The sequence below is a fragment of the Fructilactobacillus sp. X1R3C1 genome, assembly GCF_059901545.1.
Genome location: NZ_JBWXUT010000001.1, coordinates 114,078 through 131,028, shown reverse-complemented (window position 1 = coordinate 131,028; position 16,951 = coordinate 114,078). Strand labels below are relative to the sequence as shown.

Genomic DNA, 16,951 nt, shown 5'->3' with positions numbered 1-16,951 from the left:
TACTTCTTTCTTTTTTGGAATACATGGGAAGTATGTAGCTGTGAAGTGGGAATGTCAAAAATGTGGGCTTATAAAAAATCATTAATGATATTTTGTGAATTAGATTTTCTAATAAAGCAAACCATAAACAATAAACTAACCAGTACCACAATTGACATCGTCATAACAGCTGAGACAATTTCACTAGCGGGAATCACCTCCTGAATTCCATTATTAGCTGAAGTCGTAAAATTCCATAAAAAGTGCATCAACATCGGCAAAAGAATGGTTCTGGTCCGAAGATAAATCACACCATTAATGATTCCCATTGAGAGCGTGAACAGGACCTGAACCAGCGTTACCCATAATCCTTGATGAAGGGTTTCAATATTAATTAAATGAGTTCCCGAGAACATCAGACTACTAACCACGACCGCTATGAGGCAAAAAAGATGGGGTTTATTTTTTAGAACGGAAAGCAAGATTGACAGTAACATTGTCAAAATGACTCCTCTAAAAAGAAATTCCTCTAAAACGCCTGAGCCTAACGAAATTATCAATGGCTTAATCGTTGCCGTTCTAAAGATATCTACGGAAGACAGTTGCAATACAACTAAGCAAATATAAATTAGTATTATTAAATCAATTATCCACTGCTTTTTAAACGGAAGGTTTGATTTTAAGTAAACTGGTTGTTTTAACCACCAAAAATTCACCAAATAGAAAAATAAAAATAAACCAATGTATGTAACCGCGAATATGATAATTCCCTTATCGGTAAGTTCATAAATTAAGTGAACACATGGAAATGAAATTAAAATAGCAAAGTAAAACACAATTAATTGAAATAAATGATTTTTGGTTAACGACTTAATTGAAAACACATCCTTAAGTATTTAGGTATAAAAAATGAGTGTTGATAGGCACTCATTTTATCTTTTAATTATAAAATAATAAAACATCTTTCAGTGTGAAATTTAGTTAATCATGATTATTAACTAGCTTGTTGTATTTTTTATAAAAGTCCTTCGTATCCGTATACGCCAAACGATACAACTCATAGTAATTGTTATACTCTTCGTGTCTTTCTGGATTGGGTTCAATTTTTTCATTAATTTTGACCCACTTTTGGACTGCTTGAGGTTGAATTTGATTCAATCCAATTCCAGCCAGAATGGCACTTCCGAGGTCGGCTTCACCACCAGAATCGGTTGTCTTGACGGTCTTACCCGTCACGTCCGCAATGATCTGGACCATTTTTTTAGAACTGCTAACGCCACCCACCAAGGTAAAGGAGTCGCCAATGTGATCACTAAATTGTTCAATACTTTGACGAACGGAATAGGCAATGGCCTCTTGAAACGCCTTAAATAACTCATAACGCTTCGTCGTCATTGAAATCCCAAAGATGGTTCCACGAACGTTGGAATCCCAAACCGGACTACGTTCTCCCATAAAGTACGGTAAAACAATCAAGCCATTACTACCAACGGGAACTTGCTCACTCTCTTCGTCCAACATTTTGGTACTGTTATTATTATCAACTTCCTGAGCGAATTCACGGGTGAACCACGCAATTACCGCGCCAGCCGTGTTAGCTCCGGCAAAGTTATAGTAGTATTCCTTCGGCTTGTAAGCGTACGGCCAAATAATCAAATTGTCATCTTTAAGTGGCTTGTCGGTCACAAGTGCCGCATTCATTGACGTACCTAATGCAATCGTCATGTGGCCAGTATCAAGGACACCGGTTCCAACTGTTGCTGGTCCGACGTCAACGCCTGTATTAAAGATTGGTGTCCCCACTTTAACGCCTAATTCCTGCGCCCACTCGTCAGTGACTGTGCCGGCAACATCCGTGCTAGCAATCATTTTCTGTGGCAATTTATTTAAATCAATGCCTAATTTAGTGGCCAGTTCAGGTGACCACTCATCATCATTGATGTTGAAAATCCCCGCTAAATTACCAGCCGCTGAGTAATTAATGCTGATATTTCCAGTCAACTTGTAAATGACGTACGATTCAGGTGGTAAAAACTGATAGGTGTTGCGATACAACTCGGGTTCGTTTTGTTTCAGCCACATAATTTTAGTGTAACCGTAGTACGGGTCAGCCAAGTTGCCAGTGACGTCCATCAGTTCTGATTTACTGACAAGTTTCAGTGCTTCTTCGGTTTCTTTTGTGGCCCGGCGATCCATCCAAATTAACGCGGGACCGAGTGGCTGACCGTTTTTATCAATTGGAACCCCAGAACCACCGTAGAGACCGTCGATGCCAATGCCAATGATGTGGGTACTATCAACTTTTTGGGCTAATTTTTTAATCAAGAACGTCACCGCCTGAAGCCAGTCGTCAGCATTCTCTTGCGCCCACTCTGGATGTGGTGTTTCTAACTGATATAAAGCTTTGTCTTGAGCAATAATTTCACCAGTGGTCGTCATCAAGATGGCTTTGGTGCTTGAGGTGCCGATATCAATTCCTAAAATGTATTGGGTCATGGGAAGTCTCCTTTGAGAAATAAAGTGAGCTGTTTTGATGACTTAAGTTTAGCTTATTGGGTGTAATTTGTTAATGAGTGAACATAAAATAGAATAAAAAAGAGATGTTGAGATAGTCATCTCTTTTCATTATGCTTAAATATCTTTATTCAATAAATAAAAGGTCATTTATTTAATTATTTATGTCCACTTAAAAAATTGATAAAATTAAAAAATAATTATTGGAAGGATGTAAAAACATGTTTACAACTATTATAGCCACCATTGGTGCATTAACAGGAAGTGGGAGTTTAGTATTTAACATATGGGAATCATTGCCCAGACTAACCGTATCAATATTAAAAGATTACAAAAGTCCTGGTATAAACTATCAATCGTTTGTCGTTCAAGACAAATATATAGAATCTTTTGAAAGATTTGAAAATGATGATCAACCAGTCGCTTTATTATCGTTAAAAATAACAAACACCAGCAAACAACCGGTTACCGTAGAATCAATTAATTACAAAAACAAGGTGCTCTCAAAATGGGATCCAATTTCTGAGACAGACTTTAATCTTTTCCAATTAATTCAAATTAGCGATAATAATTCTTATCTTCCCATTAACTTTCCAAATAAGATAAAATTCCCAGTTAGAATAGACGGGTATGACACACTTTTTATACCAATTCGTATTCCATTATGGGGTTATCACTACAACAAAATCTCAGAATTTCCAGTTCAATTAAAGATTATAACTACAAACAAAATAATTTCAAAAAGCTTTAGGATAGAACGTGTTGACCATGCAATTCCTGATTATAAATACTATGAATTTAAAAATAATTATAAATAACTTAATAAACAAAATTATAATTACAAATGTTTAAATTCATAATGACTCAATCCCAGTTGCTTTATCAAATTATTCATTGCATTCTTTTTATCTTTATTGCTATGATAATATAATTTCCATTTGGTTTTTTCGTTTATAAATCCGTTACATTTTAAATATTCAAAATACTCCATATCAACTTTTCCATATGAAGATCCTAATATCGTGACAACATCAAAATACTTGATCCTTTTCATATGTAGATAATCTTGAAATCTTTTATAGTTTTTATCAGTGCTTTTGATAGTTGATGTTAAAAAATTAGGTATTTCATATACTGTTGACACGTTATATTGAATGCCATTTTCTTCTATTATGTCCGACTTCCATAAATCATTTACAATCTTTTGTAGACTTTCCTTATTATCAATATGACCTATTTGAGGGCTTTCGTCATTACAGTTAGTATTTGCCTTTCCATGAACATGAAATATTAAATCATCGCTTATTCCATAAATCTGTGACAAAGTGTCTGTATAATTCAAATTAAGATAAATGCCACTACTTGTAGAATTATCTAATAATGCTTTTGATATATTTTGTTTAAAAAAGTTGCTTCTGCATTCTTCATACAATTTGTTGTTTTTTAATACAGACCAGTCAAAAATTTCTTTTTCCAATAATGATGAGTAACGTTTTCCATCATTATTTGCCCAATCTGGCTGTACATAATTAACCTTATTATTTACATGAACATGATTTAGATTTTCCTCTAGATCACTCCAAAACATTTTATTAAATTTATCTTGAATTGATTTAACTTCCTCATCCTTATTCTTTTCATCATGTTTAATTTTGGCATCAAATTTATAATAAGTTTCATACATTTTGTAATATAAATCTGGGCAATTTTTTAATACAAAGTTCCCAAAACAACTTAAGCTTGTATTTAGATCAGAAGCCATATCGACACCATTTCCAATAAAAAATAATCCAACATTATATTTCACATTATCTTTACTCATATAAAACTCCTTTATGATTAATATCACAAGTACATCACAGCGAGTTAGAATTAAAAAAACCATCAGATTAACCTGATGGCACTACATTATTTATTATAATCCCATCTCAATCGCTAGCTTGTGATTATCATGATGTTCAATCACTAATCTCTCAAAAGCACTCTTGTTCTTAGCCATCTGAAACAATGCATCTTGTTGGGTACTCTGGACAATGTGATTATTTTCAATCTGGTTCAGTGTTCCATATCCCATTCCCAAAGTTTTAGCAAAGTCCCTACTAGACAATCCATAACTTTTCCTGAGTTTTCTAACATCTGTTGGTACCATAAATCCCTTTAATTTACGGTAAGCGTCAAATATCTTATGAATATTTTCGTCTGGATCATTAAAATCAAGCCATTTTTCACCTGATTCATCAACGAGAAAATGTTCGTTAACATTAATGTCTGCGCCTTTAAAAATAACAGTTTTATTTTCGTAGACATCTTGGTATTGACCAGTTTGGTCTGTTTCTGGATTATATAACAATTTCATCATTATTTTCTCCTTCCTACTTATAACGATACTGTATTGGATATTCAGCAATATGAATTGAAATCCAATATACTGAATTCTTCTTCAATTGAAATTTTAAATACAAATCATAATTTAATCTAATTAACCCGAATACCCAAATGTCTCCAGAAATTGGTGGAATGTGGTTATCACTTTCTGGACCACAAACCCAATAAAGATTATTATAAATAAAATTCATGATTCCTACTGAATCCATCTCTAGTTTAATTTGAGTTTCCAAGTTTTTAGAGCGCCTGCTCACCTGCCAAGTTGATCGATTCTTTTTGATCTTCTTTAAAACACCTTTAACTTTACGCTTAGATGCATTATTCATGGTGCTTATCACCATATCTCCCTTGGCTAATATCATTATACCATTTGTTTCTAATCAGAAACAAAACAATAAATTAACCCATAATAAAAACCATTTAGTTAAATTAATTAACTAAATGGTTTACATCGTGCATATAAGCATTAATTACTTATCTTCACAGAGACTTTTTCATAAAAAATACTTTTCTGTTACATCCTACAACTCATACGAATACTTCACATCATCCGCCTGGGCATCCGACTTAATCAACAAGGTCTCAAACAAATCAGTCAAGCCGACAATTTCATTAGTATGAAAAGTAATGGTGTTTTCTTTTTTATCAATCTCAGTATCAAACGCATTCTCGGTAATGCGCCAGTTCTCGTTGGTCCAGTCTTCCTGATTAAAGGCCTGAAAGGCAATGTAGTTATTAATCAACATCTCACCCTGTTTGGATAACCAAGCGAGCACATTCAAGTCAATTCCCTGAAAGCCTTCCCTTAAGTCCGGTTGCAAAATCTTTTCTGGGTCATATGGCTGAAAGACCTCTAAGTCAATATTGTCCTTAATCAAATACTTTTTAGCCCCAATGTAGCCACGTTGAAGCGAAGCAATGGTGGCCTCTTTCATCTTGTCATCCATGGGTTGCTCAAATTGACCGTAGACCTCCATGAAAGTTGAAAGGAACTTCTGCTGGTCACGCTGGACGTGGTCGTAGAATTCGTCCCCGTTGTGATTCATATCAGCCGCTAGTGCTTCCACCGTCGACGGAATGTCATCCCGGTTAAAGTCAACGTTAACCATGTACACCCCAATCGCAGCGTTTGACAAATAATTATCGACGATTACGTCCCTAATTTGTTGCGGAATCGGTCTGACCTTGTTGAAATCAAACTGATTACTGTTATCGTTGACTCCTGTCGCTACCAATCGTTTAAACACTCGCCCGTTATCTGCCTTAATAATATGTTTCATTTTAAATACTCCATTCATTAATTGATTGTGATTATGACTATACAACATCACTCATTTTTACAAAAGTCATTTCACATCAATTTATCGAAAATAAAAGAGACTTCACGACTGAAATCTCGAGTTCATTATTTATTTTTTAGGATGCTCAAGATTTACCAAGAAATCACGGGTCATTTCGTTTGTCCGGTATGGATAACGGCCGTTTCGATCCGTTACCCGGTGAAGTGGCAACACGATCCAGATGGGACTTCTTGAAATGGCAGCCTCCACTTTATCCTGACTAACACCAGAACGGTCTGCCAGATCGGAAACCGTTACTAATTCACCAAATGGAATCTGGGCAATTTCGTTCCAAACCAACCGGTCCTCATCAGAACCGTATCCCATAAAATCAGTTGGTAAATCAAGACTAGTTGATTTACCTCGCAAATAGTTTTTAATTGTCTTACGATACTGCAGGCTGTGCTCACTATTTTTGGCATACTCAAAATGATCATTCGTATAAAAATCAAGCAGTTGAGACACTCCTTGACCTGGACTGCTTACGAAATTCAATCCATGATCGTCAATCGTGAAGAAGACTTTATCCCCGTTAACATGAACGGAATCCCAATACAATCTTTGCATTTTTTTACCTCATCCCACTCTTTCCATATCATCATTTTATCATAAAATGTGATGGTAACCTAACTCCAGGGAAACAATTATCGCCGTCCGCGTGGTATCCTAAGGGTAGAATACGAAAAAGGAGAACGCTTATGACTAAAGAAATGAATGCCGTTGGTTACACAAAATACCTACCAATTGATGACCCCAAGAGTTTATTTGATTTCACCACCGAAGTACCCAAGCCGGAACCACACGACTTGTTAGTAAAAGTAACCGCCGTTTCGGTTAACCCCGTGGACGTTTTCACCCGTGAAGCCCAGAAAGAACCGCTAAAAGAACCGAAAATTATCGGATGGGATGCCGTCGGGACCGTTGAAGCAGTTGGCTCTAAAACTAATCGTTTCAGTGTCGGTGACCGCGTCTTCTACTCTGGCTCACACGTTCGTCCTGGCAGTGACAGTGAGTATCAGGTGGTTGACGAGCGCATCGTTGGCATTGCCCCTAAGAAGTTAGACAATGCTCACGCTGCCGCCATGCCACTCACTAGCCTGACGGCATGGGAGGCCATGTTTGAACAGATGAACATTGATTTTTACGACCGTGACGAACAGAACCACAATAAATCCATCTTAATCATCAACGGCGCTGGTGGAGTTGGTTCAATTGCGACCCAATTGGCCCACCGCGCTAACCTCAAAGTCATTGCCACTGCCGGCAAAGATGAAACGAAACAGTGGGAACTCGATCACGGCGCCGATATCGTTGTTGACTATCACGATGACATCGTTTCAAAGATTCACGACCAAGGTTTCAAATACGTTGACTACATCTTAGATTTACGTAACATTGACGCATACTGGGATGAAATCTGTGAGTTAATTGCCCCATCTGGAACAATCGTATCAATCACTGGCTCTGGCAAGTCACTCGACATGAGTAAGTTAAAGGAAAAACGTGCCCGCTTTGCCTGGGAATACATGTTCACCAAATCTGAATTCCATACTCCTGACATGATTACCCAACATGAAATCCTAGATAAGATTAGTATCATGCTTGATGAGGGTAATTTGGTAAGCACGATGACCAAACAGTTTGGTCCAATCAATGCTGAAAACTTACGAAAAGCTACCAAGTTAGTCGAAAGTAAACAAATGATTGGTAAGGTTGTGGTGGCCAATGATGAAAATGAAAAATAGTAGTGCCACAAAAGAAACCGAAGAACTAAAAAAGAATGGTCAACTCAAAGAGGCACTTGAAGGACAAAAAGACCAGAATCCTAATCACTATTCTGATATTAGTAAGGGAATTAACTGGAATAATCTTTAACATTAAAAAGGATTGAACCTTTCTCAACGGCTCAATCCTTTTTGTATGTCTATTATTCTCTCAACCAATTATAGATTCCTCTGATGATCACGCACCCGACCGTCACAATCCATGCCAATACCGACAGAGCAACCACTGCCATGAAATGTGCCGGCTTTTGGTATCCAACCATCAGCTGATTCTGACCAGCTTTTTCTTTAACCCTTGCTGCCCCAATATCGGAAACGCGATATTGATTACGACTAAGTTTGGTGCCGTTCAATTTAACCGTCGAACTATGGTACAAAATTACCGGAACGGTTCGATAATCATTCTTCGTCTGACTGGTATCAGTGTTCCACTTAACGGTTAAATCACCATTATGGTCCACTTGTTTTTTAAAACCATGATTATTCATGACATCAGCATGGTACTGCGATCCAACCGAATTAAAGTTGGGATTACCAGAATCATTTGGCAAGTAGTCCCCGTTTGACTCAGAAACGTCGCGCAATGGCTTATCAAGGTTGCCACTTATAAAGTCTAAGCGAACCTGTTTCACGCTCAAATTCTTCTTAAACGGACTCTTAGCTGGTGGCAGGTACTTGCGTGGTGTCTCCACGTTTGGAAGGGCGCGAATCATATTACGTTTAATCGGGGAACTCTTCGGGTTATGCCAAACATCAACGCCATACTGAACGTTTGAATATGCAAACCAGAGGGCAACAACCGCCATGACGGATACCACGATTCCCATAAAAATCTTCATGTAGTTATAGCGAATATTACCGTGCGATGCGCTGATTTTTTCGTACCAATCACTATTAATCTGACTGAGTGACATGAAAAAACCCACCATCAACAAAATTGCCGCATACGGAAAGAAACGGTATGGGAACTGGATGAAGTTCTGCATGTAGGTCCACTTCTCACCCATTGCGTTCCAAGGGAGAATCGCCGATGACACTATAAGAAACAAACCACCCACAATCGTGACCACGATGTTAGTCAGATTCTTTTTTTTGGCAATAATCATGTATCCCAACTGAAAGACACAAATCAGTATCAGCACGATTCCAACTTCATTGGGTAAGTTATTATAAAAATTAAAATTAGCCGAATACGTACTCATGTCTTTCATCATAAATGGTGGCATGAGTTCGTTTTTCCCGAAAATGTTCAAGAAGCCAATGAAGTAGTTTCCAGCCAAAATCAACGTTAAGAGCACGTTCAACGCAATCTTACCCAGATACTTCCACTTAGCTCGGGAACGCCAAAGACCAACGACCGCAAACGGGACTAACATAATGACTGTGAACAAAGCACTCAAGATGTGCATCTCAAGTAAAATCGCAACGACTAACGCTAACGTCACGTGGATTTTATTCGGTGAACCATCCATTAAATCAAGAGCCACCATCACCGCAAAGGGCAGAATCGCTGCACCCCAAGCTAGGAACTGGGCATCAGTCTGCCAACCGGTAATGAAGTTCTGTGACAAATAAATAATGGCACCAGCTGTAGCAAAAAAACGATTGACTTTAACCCGGCGAAACAAGCCGTACGAACCCAGTCCAGCGATGACATACAGAACAAAACTTGTCACCAGTTGGAAGCTAAACCAACTCTTAGTCGCTAGCAAAACTACGCCCAAAATAAATGCCATGTAAGGTCCATAGACCGCGTTGACGATTCGCCCAGTCTGATTGAAGCCGTAGTTAGTCATGAAATAGTTGAAGTTGCCAGTCTGAAGCTGTCTTTCAACGTCATAAATGCGATTAAAATGAAAGAGCGAGTCGTTTCCTAGTAGGATACTGTGTGAAAAGTACTGAATTCCAACTAAGAAAAAGGCAGCTAACAAAATTAAAAGAACCGCTAGCGTCGTTTTAGCATATTTATTCTTCTTCATGATTTCCTCTTATAAGTAATTGTGATTAACTTCTTAATTATCATCAATTATACACTAATTAATTGCCACAAAAAAAGACGGTTACCTATCGTACCGCCATTATCTCGCTATTTTTGATCAGAATTCTGTTGACTGGCTTCCTTTTGGAGTTTCTTCTTCTGGTGAATGTAAACTAGCGCCATTACACAGACGATAAACGTCGTAAAGACCACTAGTAATGCCAATAAAATCGTCCAGATCGAGGTTGGCTTGGTTAAAAAGTAAACAACGATAAAGATCACAACCAGTGGCGTTAAACCCCAATTCGCAAAGTTATGCAGATTCTTAATCTTTTTGTTTAATGCTTCCTCTTTACTTTTTGACTCCATTAAAAAGACTCCTTTAGTTTCCCCGTTTTGGTAGCAAAATCGTGATGATCAGTCGTCCACGTGTTAAAGATTACTGAATTTTGAGCCGCTTTAAATAAATTATCCTGTTGTTTCGTTTGAACTATTTTATCATTTTCAATCCGATTAAGCATGTTTGAAACAAATTTACTCACAAAAAAAGCGCTCTGTAACTCCTAGATTCACCCTAGTAATTACAAAACACTTCAATAAACTTTATATAGCACTCTTCAAAAGGTTCTCACTAGAACCACGTTGACTGATTAGTTCCATGATCTGACCGGCAATCATAAATAAAGCGACGTTGTTAGCGTAAAACATGTGGTCGGTAAAGACCCCTTCGATTAGAGTAATGATAATAATCAAGGCTAAGTAAGAGGCCACCGCACTGTCTTTCGACAATAAACGAACGAGTCCAATGGTAATTAAAACCATCAATATTACAAACACAATGTAACCATCCATAAACAGCACCCGTGAAAAACTGGAATCAATGTAAAAGTAATGTAAGACATCACTCACCTTACCGCCGTTTCCGCGCTGCTTGATGTATTGACCAAGCATGCCTGGCATGTACTTTAAATAGGCTTCATGCACCAGAGCCAACCGATTACTAAAAAGCTTATTTAAAGTTAACCAAAGACTATCATTTTTATAAAAAATCATTGATATGATGGTCCAGAAAGCAATCAATAGTGGCGTCAGTTCCGCCAGTATCTTCGTGTATCGATTTCTTAAATTAATGGAAAAACATGAAAGGATGATAACAATCACGATCGCGATGTTAAGCAACAGATCGGTTCTGGAATCAGTAATCAAGTAGATGGCAATCGTTCCAACCGCCATTATTAATGCGCCAATCAGTTTGTTCTTAAACGATATTTTATTAATCAATAAATAACTCGCTAACGCAACGTTCAAGAAAAAGACCGCTGAGGACAATAATAATGGGTAAACAAATCCTAAACTATTGCGAATTAATCCGTTTCGTGGGAATTGCAGGTTTGGCAAAATGCCAAATGCGGAAAATAAAATAACTACCCCAATCACACAGATCGTAACAATTATTTCCGTTTTAATAATTCGTTTAATCGGAACGTCTTTCATACCAACAAGAAACACCATCGTATACAACAAACTTTGGTCTCTAGCAAAATGACCATTTATGAATATGAAAGTAATTAGGACAAAAATTCCCACCAAATAAATCGGCTTTAAGTTATCAAAGAAAAAAATCTTAAAAAACACATAGACAAACGCCAACAGGAGCACCAAATGTAGCACGTGTCCAATGACTGGGTGCATTTTAATGATCATCGTGGTCCCAACTAATGCATCGAGGATTCCGACTACCAGAGCACAAAGATACAAAGAAGATTCATGTTTTTTTAAAAAATAAATTGAATCTTTTATCATTTTTCGGTTACAACTCCATTTACGTAATTCTCATTTAATAATTTCAATTGTTTATTAGCAGAATCGTCATTAGGCACAAAATCCTTATGGTTTTTATACTTAAAGTCGTATTTACATGACCTTAATGTTACTTTACTGCCCACCGTTGCATTACTAATCACTGGTTGCGTAATTATCGTCCCACTGAAGGGATGAATTGGCGGTTGAACGTCCATGCTAACGGGTTTATCAAGCATCGAGACATAGACGGTCTGATTTTTACGTTTACCGTTAACCTTAATCTCATACAAGTAATTATCATCAGATTGATTAATGTTGGTGATCGTACCAGTCTCATCAAAGTTAACTTGATTCGTCCTTTCAATCTCATTCGGGTCCACCGCTCTAGCCTTAACGTACTTAGAGCCAACAAAAAAGATTCCGATGAAGACGATCCCAATACAAACCAGCCATACACCTGTTTTTTTATGATTTGGTTTGATGCCATGGCTATTGCTTGCCTTGTCTTGATAGTAACTATTTCTGATCAAAACATATCCAAGGACTAAAATAACAAACGCTACCAGTAATATTAATAATACAAATAGTTTGCTAGATAGTAGCTCAGAGGCTTTGTATATAACCCATTGCGTATTTGAATATTTGATAATACCACTCCTACTTATAAATGATAATACGATTAATGTATATATTATTTTTAATTAATAGATACGTTAATAATACAGATATTATAGCACAAACCATTGTATCACTTTCATAAGCTTTAGATTAATACCATTTTCACGTCCTGCCAGACAATAAAATAAACAAAAAGTTAATTTCTTGCTAAATATAAAACACAAACCGCCTGAATTGAGTATAATTGTTACATAACTAATACAGAACTGGAGTGAGAGTAGTGAAGCTTTATTCATATTCATTTATTTCCCACAATTTCAATTTTACCAACTACATCTTTATTGGTTTAATCATTGTGATTGCGTTGGTCATCATTGGAACTGGGATCTTCTATTATCGAAATAGAAGTAATCTAAGATTTCGAAGCCTATTCATCCTAGTTACGATGTTAGGGGCACTGATTATCGCGATGCAGACGGGCCGAGTCTTTCAGCAAAAAAACGCTGATAGTCAAACTACTCAGACCGTCCAAATCATGAAAAACATCAGTAAACAGAAAAAAGTTCCGCTAAACCAGATGTATGCTAGTAGCAATAATCTGGTTGATGGGATGACGATTCAAGCGGGAAAAGACGCCTACGTGGTTCACTTCAATACTGACATGACCACCTACACGGTCACCCCAACTAAACTAGTATCTAAACCCAAGCATATCAACAAGGGTGGCTTCACGTGGAGTAGTAGTGACTCTCAATATTGGACCATCTTCTTGAAGTTCCTGATTGGATTCATCATGATTGTCTTACAGATTAACCTTTCTGGTAAAGGTAACCTGGCTCCATCAAATGCCGTCGACCAACTACAAAACTATATTCTTGGTGGAATTATTGGTGGTGTTATTTACAACCAAGACATCACTCCAATTCAATTTGTCATCATTCTGTTAATTTGGTCTGTTATCGTCTTTGCAAGTAAGTTCTTAACCGGAACGAGTAATACGCTGAATAAGTTGATCAACGGAAGTCCGCAGATACTGATTTTAAATGGTGTCGTAAACGTCAACCGTGCACTGCGGAACGGTTTAACTGCTAATCAGCTTGCTTTCAAACTAAGAACTCATGGAGTTAATGACTTCAAGGATGTTAAGAACGCCACCCTTGAAGAAAACGGTCAGTTGACCGTAACGTTAAACGATGAACCTACTATGAACTACCCGATTATTACCGATGGTCAGCTAAACGAAAACGTTGCTAAACGTCGTAACTTAAACGACGATCAAGTTGAACAAATGTGTGAGAAACAGGGATGCACCATTCAGGATGTCTACTTAGGTCAATTTGGATCTAAAGGTGATTTAGACCTCGTGTTGTATCCAAGAAAGAGAAAAAGTTTGAAGAAAACTAAATAGATTGTAAATAAATAAGCCCAATCCATCTGGATTAGGCTTATTTATTACTAAAATTTTATTTAATAAGTTTTAGTTTAGGACTAACATTAATTTCATTATATCCATCATTAAAAACATTCATACCCAAAGCCTTATTTACCTCATCATTAGGAAGACTTAGTTTCACTTGTAATCCTTTATTTGAAATAATTTTATTACTAATAATCATGTTATATGCTTTTTTAAATAAAGATGGTTTCTCTAAAGAGATTTTATCATCTAATGGTTCTACTTTCCTCCAATGATTTATATTAATTTTCTTATTTAAATATAAATTTTGATCTTCATTAATTAAATTCATATCACTAGCCTTGTAAATCATTGCTTGAATAGAAACTTTCCAATATGATTTTAACCTTTTAAAGCTTTCTAAAGAAGTTGACATTAGTGACCTCATAAAAGCATCATCGGGAAGAAGTAAATAACTAGCAAATTCATCTGCTTGTTTTTCAATTTTTTTCAGATCATCAGACGATAAATCTTCAGTATTTTCTACAAAATCATGTAATAATATATGACCTATTTCATGAGCAATATTAAATCTTCTTCTTACACCAGATTCACCATTATCAGTAAGAACAATAAAGGGTCTTCCATCTATCCACTTTGAAACAGCATCCAGCTTTTTATCACTCATATTTGCTTGAGCAATAACTATCCCATTTGCCTCAGCAAGTCTAATAAGGTTAGGAATCGGAATAGTATTATCTATACCCCATTTTTTTCTAAGATTTCTAGCCATCATTTCGATATTAGAATCAGTTAAATCTTCAAAATCCTTCTCACTTTCATTAGGTAAGTTGATATTTGGAAACTGAACGTAAACTGAAAAAACGTCAAAAATAGTTTTTATGAATTCAAGTCTAACACCTTGCATCTGTCTTTTCTTCTTTGTAACTGAACTTTGACTCCTAAAAAATGTTGCATCAAAGTTTAATTGCTGACTATCTCCAGAGAAAAAAGTATTTGGAAAATTTAAAGCCTTAGCTAACTTTAAAATATTTTGTTCCTGGGGGATTGTTTTGCCAGACTCATAATGTGAGATCATTTGTCTCGATATACCAGACTTTTCTGCAAGTGATTTTATAGTAAGACCCCTTGCTTTACGGGCACTACTTAGTTTACAAGGGTTGAATAAATCCCTTTTCTTTCCCATTCTTATTTCCTTCCTTAAGCTTCTCCCCATGGGCAGTAAGTCGTAGATCAATATTATCATTTACCCTTTGATAACTATCGTTATCTATTAAAAGAGGAGAGTTAATAATTGAAAATGTATCAATCCAATTTTTGTCTGTTGGACTAGGAATACCGACATTTACATAATCTAATTCATAATTTGTACCTCCATAGGTTACTATGAGATATGGAAGTACCTCACTAGGAGTTAAATTTTCAATTTCTTGTTGAGTATCAAATAAACTTGTTTGAATACTATTATTTCTTTCTGTATCTCTATAATTTGTGTCTCTAGGAAAACTGCCCTCTGCTCTGGTCTTCGCTATAGAGATTATAGCACCATCTACCTTTATGTACTGATAATAGTATCCATTACTATACATGCTAGTAGGAATATTTTTAATACTACAATAAATCCCAGAACTCTCCAAAGCTTCCCTAACCCCAATTTTAATAAACCCATTGATCAAATGTCCATAAGAATTTCTCATATCGCTTTCTTGTAAAATCGGGTTAGAGCCAATTAATACAGCAAAATATTCATATGCTTTTTTAATTCCAAATGAAAGAACTCCTGGTAACTTTGGATCACATTGAGATTTCAAATAATCTTGTAACAAAACCATTGCATCTTCTCCTTAATTACATAGTATAGTTATTCCTTTATGGTAATAGATTACCATTTTCATAAAAAAATGTAAACACTAAATCAAACAAATTAATATAAATAAAAAAGACATGATATAGGGAACTGAAGCTATAATATTGAACAGATAAATAAAAGCATCTTCGATGATGATTATTGGTAAAATTAATTAAATTCGGAGGTGTTTTAGAAGAACCCTTAAGTGTTAGACACGAAATTGAAATAAAGCAGATTAAAGATGAGCTTAAAGTTGTAAAAAAATATTTAAAGCAGGAAAGGTTGTGGTAAATCAAGCTACTATTTCGATGATTTTAGAGGAGAAATGCCACTCACAAGAATCTGTGAAATCCTTGGGATTTCGCGTGGCACTTATTACTATCATAAAAGGTATTTGAGTGATGCAGGTTTAACTGATTTAGAAGCTGAGATTCAACAAATGTGTCTAAAAACGAAGTTTTTATATGGTTACCGAAAAATTCATGCTTTAGTTAGTCAAAATATCAATTGTAGTGTTAGTAAAGTTCAACGAATTATGTCGAAATATGGTTGGGGTTGTAAGATTAAGCGAAAACGATCTCATCGACCAGGAAATCCTTATAAACAATTTGCTAATTTAGTAAATCGAAACTGGAATTCTTCAGTTCCACAGAGAAAATTAACCACAGACATTACTTATATTCCATGTGGCAGTAAATTTGTTTATTTGTCATCAATTTTAGATGCCTATACTTCAGAGATTGTAGCTTTCAAACTCTCTGAACATCCTGATACTCAGTTAGCACTTGATACGCTGAACCAACTAGATCATATTGAGAGGTCTATTTTACACAGTGATCAAGGATCCACTTATACATCATATGAATATTATCATTTAGCACGTAAAAAAGGCGTCATCAGAAGTATGTCCCACAAAGGAACACCAGCTGATAACGCCATTATCGAATCATTCCACGCCTCACTAAAAACTGAAATGATTTATACCAAGAATAAACCGAAAGGTTTATCTAATGTACGTAAGTACATTACTAATTATATGAGGTTTTGGAATGAGAAACGAATCCTAACTAAATTAGGCAACCAATCTCCCATTGCATATCGGAAATCAGCTGCCTAATAAATAATCGAAAACTGCTTTTATTTATTTGTTTAAAATAATGGTTGCAGTTCCATAGTATGAGCTCCTTTAAGTTAAATTTGTCATATAACTTATTGAATTGATATCAACATTAAATATCGTGTCTTTCAAAAAATTATTAGTATAAATGATTTATTTTCCTATAA

The 16,951-nt window shown here is 36.0% G+C and carries 18 protein-coding genes and 1 pseudogene; 5 read left to right on the top strand and 14 right to left on the bottom strand.

Translation table 11 applies throughout. The annotated features are described in order from the left end of the window. Window positions 1–68 precede the first annotated feature (68 nt). Together AC6UD8_RS00610 and AC6UD8_RS00605 are read right to left on the bottom strand one after the other, a co-directional pair. Entirely contained in the window at window positions 69–695 is a 627-nt protein-coding gene (locus AC6UD8_RS00610; protein WP_500699321.1) for a CPBP family intramembrane glutamic endopeptidase, read from the bottom strand. 265 nt (window positions 696–960) lie between these two features. Beyond that, window positions 961–2,475 carry an FGGY-family carbohydrate kinase gene (locus AC6UD8_RS00605; RefSeq protein WP_500699019.1) on the bottom strand — a complete coding sequence of 505 codons (1,515 nt, stop codon included), beginning with the start codon at window positions 2,473–2,475 and terminating at the stop codon, window positions 961–963. A gap of 239 nt (window positions 2,476–2,714) precedes the next feature. Here AC6UD8_RS00605 and AC6UD8_RS00600 point away from each other — a divergent pair, with 239 nt between their 5' ends. Beyond that, the gene (locus tag AC6UD8_RS00600) at window positions 2,715–3,311 is read left to right on the top strand and encodes a hypothetical protein (RefSeq protein WP_500699016.1); all 597 of its coding nucleotides are present in this window, start codon (window positions 2,715–2,717) and stop codon (window positions 3,309–3,311) included. Window positions 3,312–3,331: 20 nt separating this feature from the next. Here the strand turns inward: AC6UD8_RS00600 and AC6UD8_RS00595 are convergent, their stop codons facing one another. The 5 genes from AC6UD8_RS00595 to AC6UD8_RS00575 form a co-directional block, all read right to left on the bottom strand. Further along, the gene (locus AC6UD8_RS00595; RefSeq protein ID WP_500699013.1) at window positions 3,332–4,315 is read right to left on the bottom strand and encodes an AbiH family protein; all 984 of its coding nucleotides are present in this window, start codon (window positions 4,313–4,315) and stop codon (window positions 3,332–3,334) included. A 93-nt stretch (window positions 4,316–4,408) separates the two neighbouring features. Further along, window positions 4,409–4,849, bottom strand: coding sequence for a helix-turn-helix domain-containing protein (locus AC6UD8_RS00590; RefSeq protein WP_500723543.1), 441 nt, complete (start codon window positions 4,847–4,849; stop codon window positions 4,409–4,411). 16 nt (window positions 4,850–4,865) lie between these two features. Next, a complete protein-coding gene (locus AC6UD8_RS00585) occupies window positions 4,866–5,204 on the bottom strand; it encodes a hypothetical protein (protein ID WP_500699008.1) in 339 nt (112 codons plus the stop codon). Window positions 5,205–5,399: 195 nt separating this feature from the next. Next, window positions 5,400–6,158 carry a hypothetical protein gene (locus AC6UD8_RS00580; protein ID WP_500699005.1) on the bottom strand — a complete coding sequence of 253 codons (759 nt, stop codon included), beginning with the start codon at window positions 6,156–6,158 and terminating at the stop codon, window positions 5,400–5,402. A 129-nt stretch (window positions 6,159–6,287) separates the two neighbouring features. Beyond that, on the bottom strand, window positions 6,288–6,785 hold the full coding sequence (locus AC6UD8_RS00575) for a methylated-DNA--[protein]-cysteine S-methyltransferase (RefSeq protein ID WP_500699003.1): 498 nt from the start codon (window positions 6,783–6,785) through the stop codon (window positions 6,288–6,290). Window positions 6,786–6,916: 131 nt separating this feature from the next. On the opposite strand from AC6UD8_RS00575, the gene AC6UD8_RS00570 reads away from it, so the two are divergent. Together AC6UD8_RS00570 and AC6UD8_RS00565 are read left to right on the top strand one after the other, a co-directional pair. After that, window positions 6,917–7,963 (top strand): zinc-binding alcohol dehydrogenase family protein, encoded by a 1,047-nt coding sequence (locus AC6UD8_RS00570; protein WP_500699001.1) that lies wholly within the window; start codon window positions 6,917–6,919, stop codon window positions 7,961–7,963. Beyond that, window positions 7,947–8,093, top strand: coding sequence for a hypothetical protein (locus tag AC6UD8_RS00565; RefSeq protein ID WP_500723541.1), 147 nt, complete (start codon window positions 7,947–7,949; stop codon window positions 8,091–8,093). Before AC6UD8_RS00570 ends, AC6UD8_RS00565 begins: the two co-directional genes overlap by 17 nt. A gap of 52 nt (window positions 8,094–8,145) precedes the next feature. On the opposite strand, the gene AC6UD8_RS00560 is transcribed toward AC6UD8_RS00565, so the two are convergent. The 5 genes from AC6UD8_RS00560 to AC6UD8_RS00540 all read right to left on the bottom strand — a co-directional run bounded on the left by AC6UD8_RS00560 (window position 8,146) and on the right by AC6UD8_RS00540 (window position 12,313). Further along, on the bottom strand, window positions 8,146–9,981 hold the full coding sequence (locus tag AC6UD8_RS00560; RefSeq protein WP_500698996.1) for a putative glycosyltransferase family protein: 1,836 nt from the start codon (window positions 9,979–9,981) through the stop codon (window positions 8,146–8,148). A gap of 107 nt (window positions 9,982–10,088) precedes the next feature. Beyond that, the gene (locus AC6UD8_RS00555) at window positions 10,089–10,349 is read right to left on the bottom strand and encodes a hypothetical protein (RefSeq protein ID WP_500698994.1); all 261 of its coding nucleotides are present in this window, start codon (window positions 10,347–10,349) and stop codon (window positions 10,089–10,091) included. After that, window positions 10,349–10,522, bottom strand: coding sequence for a hypothetical protein (locus AC6UD8_RS00550; RefSeq protein ID WP_500698992.1), 174 nt, complete (start codon window positions 10,520–10,522; stop codon window positions 10,349–10,351). The genes AC6UD8_RS00555 and AC6UD8_RS00550 overlap by 1 nt, the downstream gene beginning before the upstream one ends. 61 nt (window positions 10,523–10,583) lie before the next feature. Next, window positions 10,584–11,783 (bottom strand): hypothetical protein, encoded by a 1,200-nt coding sequence (locus AC6UD8_RS00545; RefSeq protein ID WP_500698990.1) that lies wholly within the window; start codon window positions 11,781–11,783, stop codon window positions 10,584–10,586. After that, window positions 11,780–12,313, bottom strand: coding sequence for a hypothetical protein (locus tag AC6UD8_RS00540; RefSeq protein ID WP_500693352.1), 534 nt, complete (start codon window positions 12,311–12,313; stop codon window positions 11,780–11,782). The genes AC6UD8_RS00545 and AC6UD8_RS00540 overlap by 4 nt, the downstream gene beginning before the upstream one ends. Before the next feature lie 368 nt (window positions 12,314–12,681). Between AC6UD8_RS00540 and AC6UD8_RS00535 the strand changes: the two genes are divergently transcribed. After that, on the top strand, window positions 12,682–13,809 hold the full coding sequence (locus AC6UD8_RS00535; RefSeq protein ID WP_500698988.1) for a DUF3290 family protein: 1,128 nt from the start codon (window positions 12,682–12,684) through the stop codon (window positions 13,807–13,809). A 55-nt stretch (window positions 13,810–13,864) separates the two neighbouring features. Here AC6UD8_RS00535 and AC6UD8_RS00530 read toward each other — a convergent pair whose 3' ends face one another. Continuing rightward, window positions 13,865–15,004 carry a helix-turn-helix domain-containing protein gene (locus tag AC6UD8_RS00530; RefSeq protein WP_500698986.1) on the bottom strand — a complete coding sequence of 380 codons (1,140 nt, stop codon included), beginning with the start codon at window positions 15,002–15,004 and terminating at the stop codon, window positions 13,865–13,867. Then, window positions 14,970–15,650 (bottom strand): hypothetical protein, encoded by a 681-nt coding sequence (locus tag AC6UD8_RS00525; protein ID WP_500698984.1) that lies wholly within the window; start codon window positions 15,648–15,650, stop codon window positions 14,970–14,972. Before AC6UD8_RS00525 ends, AC6UD8_RS00530 begins: the two co-directional genes overlap by 35 nt. Window positions 15,651–15,986: 336 nt before the next feature. Here AC6UD8_RS00525 and AC6UD8_RS00520 point away from each other — a divergent pair. Beyond that, window positions 15,987–16,784, top strand: a pseudogene (locus AC6UD8_RS00520) (IS3 family transposase); the annotation flags it as partial. Window positions 16,785–16,951: the final 167 nt, after the last annotated feature.